The 5,132-nt window shown below is 62.5% G+C and carries 6 protein-coding genes; all 6 read left to right on the forward strand.

Going from position 1 to position 5,132, the window contains the following annotated elements:
• Window positions 1-195: 195 nt before the first annotated feature.
• The 6 genes from ACFY9W_RS28920 (at window position 196) to ACFY9W_RS28945 (ending at window position 4,855) form a co-directional block, all read left to right on the forward strand.
• Window positions 196-1,134, forward strand: a complete 939-nt coding sequence (locus ACFY9W_RS28920) for an NAD(P)-dependent oxidoreductase (protein WP_391138238.1) — start codon at window positions 196-198, stop codon at window positions 1,132-1,134.
• A gap of 51 nt (window positions 1,135-1,185) precedes the next feature.
• Entirely contained in the window at window positions 1,186-1,974 is a 789-nt protein-coding gene (locus ACFY9W_RS28925; RefSeq protein ID WP_391138241.1) for a PhzF family phenazine biosynthesis isomerase, read from the forward strand.
• A 167-nt stretch (window positions 1,975-2,141) separates the two neighbouring features.
• Complete coding sequence (locus ACFY9W_RS28930) at window positions 2,142-2,549, forward strand: GFA family protein (RefSeq protein ID WP_391138244.1); 408 nt, start codon at window positions 2,142-2,144, stop codon at window positions 2,547-2,549.
• An 88-nt stretch (window positions 2,550-2,637) separates the two neighbouring features.
• A complete protein-coding gene (locus ACFY9W_RS28935; protein ID WP_391138247.1) occupies window positions 2,638-3,579 on the forward strand; it encodes an EamA family transporter in 942 nt (313 codons plus the stop codon).
• A gap of 39 nt (window positions 3,580-3,618) precedes the next feature.
• A complete protein-coding gene (locus tag ACFY9W_RS28940) occupies window positions 3,619-3,957 on the forward strand; it encodes an FKBP-type peptidyl-prolyl cis-trans isomerase (protein ID WP_003254365.1) in 339 nt (112 codons plus the stop codon).
• Between the two features lie 235 nt (window positions 3,958-4,192).
• Window positions 4,193-4,855: a histidine phosphatase family protein gene (locus tag ACFY9W_RS28945; RefSeq protein ID WP_391138250.1), complete on the forward strand. Its 663-nt coding sequence runs from the start codon at window positions 4,193-4,195 to the stop codon at window positions 4,853-4,855.
• Window positions 4,856-5,132 lie beyond the last annotated feature (277 nt).

The following is a 5,132-nucleotide window of genomic DNA, read 5'->3' on the forward strand; positions in this document are numbered from 1 at the left end:
GGAACGGTCTATCTGAACCCCGAAAGAACGCTGACTGTGGTAACAAAGGTCGCGTAGCACGACGGCGGACGCGACAACTACCTTGAAAAACGCCGGAGGGGGGCGGCGGTACAGTACAGTTTTACCTTGTTATTTCTATTGACTGTACTGGTTGCTCATTCCGCATAATGACCCTTCGAATTGACCGGAGGTGACATGCGCAAAACAGTCCTGGTACTGGTGGAAACCGTCGACGATTACCTGCCCTTGCTGGAGCAGGCCGGCTACCGCCTGATACGCGCCCCCTCGCCGCAATTGCGCACCGCCGCCATCCAGCAACACGCCAATGAAATCGATGCCGTACTCACTCGCGGCCCGCTGGGCCTCACTGCCACCGAAATCGATGCCTTGCCCAACTTGCAGATCATCTGCGTAATCGGCGCTGGCTACGAGCAAGTCGATATGGCCGCTGCCGCCGCTCGCGGCATCGCCGTTACCAATGGCGCCGGTGCCAATGCCAACGCAGTCGCCGACCACACCCTTGCCCTGCTACTCGCGCTGCTGCGCGATATCCCCCACGCTGATGCCAGCACCCGCCGTGGCGAATGGAACCGCGTCATCAGCCCCTCGGTGAGTGGCAAGCGCCTGGGCATCCTTGGCCTGGGCGCTGTCGGGCAGGCGATTGCCAAGCGCGCCAACCTGGGCTTCGACATGCCCGTCAGTTACCACAGCCGCACGCCGCGCGAAGAGGTGCCTTACACCTGGTACGACAGCCCGCTGCACCTGGCCGCTGCCGTCGACATTCTGGTCGTGGCCACCCCCGGTGGCGCCAACACCCGGCACCTGGTCGATGCCCAAGTGCTGGAGGCCCTGGGCGCCGAGGGCTACCTGGTCAATATCGCCCGGGCCAGCGTGGTCGACACCCAGGCGCTGGTTACCGCACTGCAATGTGGCCAGCTGGCGGGCGCCGCGCTGGACGTGTTCGACGACGAACCGGTAGTGCCCGACGCCCTCAAGGCCTTGGCCAATACCGTACTCACACCTCACGTTGCCGGCCAGTCGCCAGAAGCTGCGCGTGACACGGTGGCCCTGGTGCTGCGCAACCTACAGGCCTTCTTTGCGGGCGAACCCGTATTGACCCCCGTACGCCAGTAACCCTTTTCCAGACATCAGCCCGGCAACACCCGGGCAACAAGGAGTGTGTGCATGCAACTCGAAATTTTCCAGGTCGATGCCTTTTCCGCCGAGCCGTTCGGTGGCAACCCGGCCGCAGTGATCCCGCTGCAAAGCTGGCTGCCGGACGATGTGCTGCAGCGCATTGCCGAAGAAAACAACCTGTCGGAAACCGCCTATTTCGTGCGCAACGGCGAAACCTTCGAGCTGCGCTGGTTCACCCCGACCGTGGAAGTTGACCTGTGCGGCCACGCCACCCTGGCGTCGGCTTATGTGCTGTTCGAGCAACTGGGCGAGCAGGCACAGGTGCTGCGCTTCAATACCCGCAGTGGCGAGCTGCGTGTCAGCCGTATTGCCGATGGGTTGCTGGCCATGGACTTCCCGGCCAAACAACCGGTTGCCGTGGACATCCCCGCAGGGTTGCTGCAAGCGCTGGGCCTGAGCCAGGCGCAGGCGGTGTACCAAAGCGACGACTATGTGGTGGTGATCGATGATGCACTGTTGCTCGACACCCTCAAGCCTGACTTCGTTGCGTTGAACGCCTTCGACGTGCGAGGTATTGCCGTGACCGCGGCAGGCCGTGGTTTTGACTTTGTCACCCGCTGGTTCGGCCCGCGGGTGGGCGTGAATGAAGACCCGGTGACCGGTTCGGCGCACACCTCGCTGGCGCCGGTATGGGCCGAGCGCCTGGGCAAGCGTGTACTGGGCTGTGAGCAGGGCGGGGCGCGCAAAGGGCAGTTGCTGTGTGAAGTGCCGGGTAATGGCCGGGTGATCATCAGCGGGCGGGCGGCGTTGTACTTGCGCGGTACCGTATACATCTGACTTCAATGTTGTACTGGCGCTACTGGCCCTATCGCCGGCAAGCCAGCTCCCACAGGTATTGCGCATGGCGCTATGCCAATGCGATCGGGTGGGAGCTGGCTTGCCGGCGATGAGGCCGGAACACGCATCTATAATTGCTGGCCCAACCCCTGTTCAAGGAGCCAGCCATGGCCCTGGAAAAACACGGCACCTGCCTGTGCGGCGCCACCCGGCTTACCGTCACCGTCGACAACACCCACATCAGCGCCTGCCATTGCAGCATGTGCCGCAAGTGGACCGGTGGCCCGCTGCTGGTGGTTGATTGCAGCAAGCCCCCGCTGATCGAGGGGCGTGCACCCAGCGTCTACGATTCGTCCGACTGGGCACAGCGCGCTTTTTGCGGCCAGTGCGGCACGCACCTGTATTACCGGCTGAAGGCCAATGATTTCCACGCTGTGCCGGTTGGCCTGCTAGACGGTGATCAGGCGTGGGATTTCAACCTGCAAATTTTCATGGAAGAGAAACCCGCCTGGTACTGCTTCGCCAACCAGACCAAAGAGCTGACCGGCCAAGAGGTGTTCGAGCAGAACAGCTGATGGCGGTCTGTCGCCCCTGTGTCTTCATTTTTTGCCCGACACGCCGCATACAGGTAGCCTGCGCTCATTTTCAAACAGGAGCAGACACGTGAAACGCGGTGTGATGTACGCCGGCATGGCCGGTGCGTTATGGGGCATGGTGCTGATGGTTCCCGAGCTGCTACCCGAGTTCAACCCGATGCTGCTGAGCAGCGTGCGCTACCTGATGGTCGGGGTGATTTCGTTGCTGCTGGCGCTGCCGATGGCGCGCCAGTTGCGCCAGCTGACGGCAAGCGATGCGTGGATGCTGCTGCGTTTGGCAGTGATCGGCAACCTGGTGTACTTCGTGTTGCTGGTGGCGGCGATCCAGCGGCTGGGTGTTGCCCCGGCTTCGCTGGTCGTCGGCGTGTTGCCGCTGACCATCACCCTGTATGGCCGCAACGACAGCGGCGCGGTGCCCCTGGCGCGGCTGGTCGGCCCGCTGGCGCTGATTCTTGCCGGCATGCTGTGCATCAACCTGGAAACCTTCGCGTTTGCCCCCGGTGATATCGGCGACAAGCTGCTGGGCCTGTTTTACGCGCTGGCAGCTCTGGCCTGCTGGACCTGGTACGCCGTGCAAAACAGCCGCTACCTCAAACAGTGTGGCCATTTCGACAGCCATCAGTGGTCGGTGCTGTGCGGGGTGATGACCGGCCTGGCCAGCCTGTTGATGGTCGCCGGGCTTGCGCTGTGGCAGCCGCAGCAGTTGCAGGTTGAAGCGCCTATGTCGCGCTGGTGGTTGTTCTGGGCGGCCAGCCTGGGTTGCGCGGTGCTGGGTTCATGGCTGGCGATGGCGTTGTGGAATGCCGCATCCAAATGCTTGCCGTTGACCCTGAGCGGGCAACTGATCGTGTTCGAGACCCTGTTCGCGCTGCTGTACGCCTTCCTGTGGCGGCAGACCGGGCCGAGCCTGCTGGAAGCCGCGGCAATCGTGCTGGTGGTTGGCGGTGTACTGTGGTCGATGCGCCAGCATGAAACGCCACGTGAGCTTGCCAAACCCGTGCATTCCTGAGAAAAGGGCGCCTTTGTTTTCTCGCATTGGAGTGTGCCCGTGAGCCAAGAACTGCAGATCATCGACCTGGTAGAGGGCGATGGCAAAGCCGCCGTCAAAGGCGCCCTGATCACCACCCAGTACACCGGTTGGCTGGCCGATGGCAGCGAGTTCGATTCATCCTGGTCGCGGGGCAAGCCGTTCCAGTGCGTGATCGGCACTGGCCGGGTGATCAAGGGCTGGGACCAGGGCCTGATGGGCATGCGCGTGGGCGGCAAACGCAAACTGCTGGTACCGGCGCACCTGGGCTATGGCGAGCGCAGCGTGGGCGCAATTCCGCCGAATTCGGACCTGACGTTTGAAATTGAACTGTTGGAAGTGCTGACACGTGATGATTGAGCGCCTGCAATGCAACCCCAGGTTCTTGCACCTTACACAATTGCGCAACACCCATCCCGTAACGTAGGCCTTGCCTAGGGAACGGCATTCACCTCCAGGGAGGAACCAAACGGGTTCGGGGCACTCTGACCCTCACGCGTTGCCAAGGATGGCATTCACTACACGGGCGCCCTGCAACTGATGGGGCGATGTGGCGGGTAACCCGATTTTTTTACTGCCACACGAGCCTGCCTTGATGAAGTTGCCAACATTCCTCCACCGTCGCCGTCACTTGCTGCTGAGCCTGATGCTGACAGCTGTCGCAGTACCGCTGGCGCTGGAGGCTGTCGAAAGCCGCGCGCAACCGGTGGATGGCACCCAGACCCTGGTGTTCCTGCGCCATGCCGAAAAGCCGGGCGAGGGGCTGGGCCAGTTGAACTGCCAGGGCCTCAACCGTGCCCTGGACCTGGCCACATTGCTGCCCGAGCGCTTCGGCAAGGCCGACTATGTGTTTGCCGCCAACCCCTCGCGGCATGTCGAGGAAGGCAGCAAGGATGAAAGCTACAGCTACATTCGCCCGCTGATGACCATTACCCCCAGCGCCATCCGTCTGGGCCTGCCGGTGAACATCGACTATGGCGCCAACGACACCGATGAACTGGCGGATGAGTTGCTAAGCGACAAATACCGCAATGCGACCGTCTATACCGCGTGGTCCCACGGTTACCTCCCGGAGCTGATCAATACCGTGGCCGGCAAGGCCCTGGGTGAAGATCGGGTAATTACCCAGGACTGGAACGGCGATGACTTCGACACCCTCTACGTACTGACCCTGACCTGGCATGACGGCAAGGCCAGTCTGCTGAGCCGCAACGTGCGGCAGGGTTTGAATGACGGGGCGCATAGCTGCCCGACCTAAGGGTTTCAGTCATGGCCTGTGGCAGTGCAGCGGTTGGCCCGTATGATGGGTTGACCTGTGCCGGCCTCTTCGCGGGCACGCCCGCTCCCACAGGGACCCCACAGTCTTCAGGCTTGTGGTTTTCCTGTGGGAGATCTCCCAGCCCTTCTGGCTGCGCTGTCGCGCAGGGAACTCTGCCCGCAAGCCCGCTGCCTTCGGTGTGGGAGCCGCGCTTGCCGGCGATGGGCTGCGCAGCGGCCCCAAAGTCTCAAGTCAATTCCAATCCGTCAGAATGGTG

Source organism: Pseudomonas sp. NPDC008258 (assembly GCF_042956345.1).
GTDB lineage: Bacteria > Pseudomonadota > Gammaproteobacteria > Pseudomonadales > Pseudomonadaceae > Aquipseudomonas.

Coding starts and splice junctions, on each gene's coding strand:
- ACFY9W_RS28920 (WP_391138238.1), top strand. CDS start 196: ATGCGCAAAACAGTCCTGGTACTGGTGGAAACCGTCGACGATTACCTG.
- ACFY9W_RS28925 (WP_391138241.1), top strand. CDS start 1,186: ATGCAACTCGAAATTTTCCAGGTCGATGCCTTTTCCGCCGAGCCGTTC.
- ACFY9W_RS28930 (WP_391138244.1), top strand. CDS start 2,142: ATGGCCCTGGAAAAACACGGCACCTGCCTGTGCGGCGCCACCCGGCTT.
- ACFY9W_RS28945 (WP_391138250.1), top strand. CDS start 4,193: ATGAAGTTGCCAACATTCCTCCACCGTCGCCGTCACTTGCTGCTGAGC.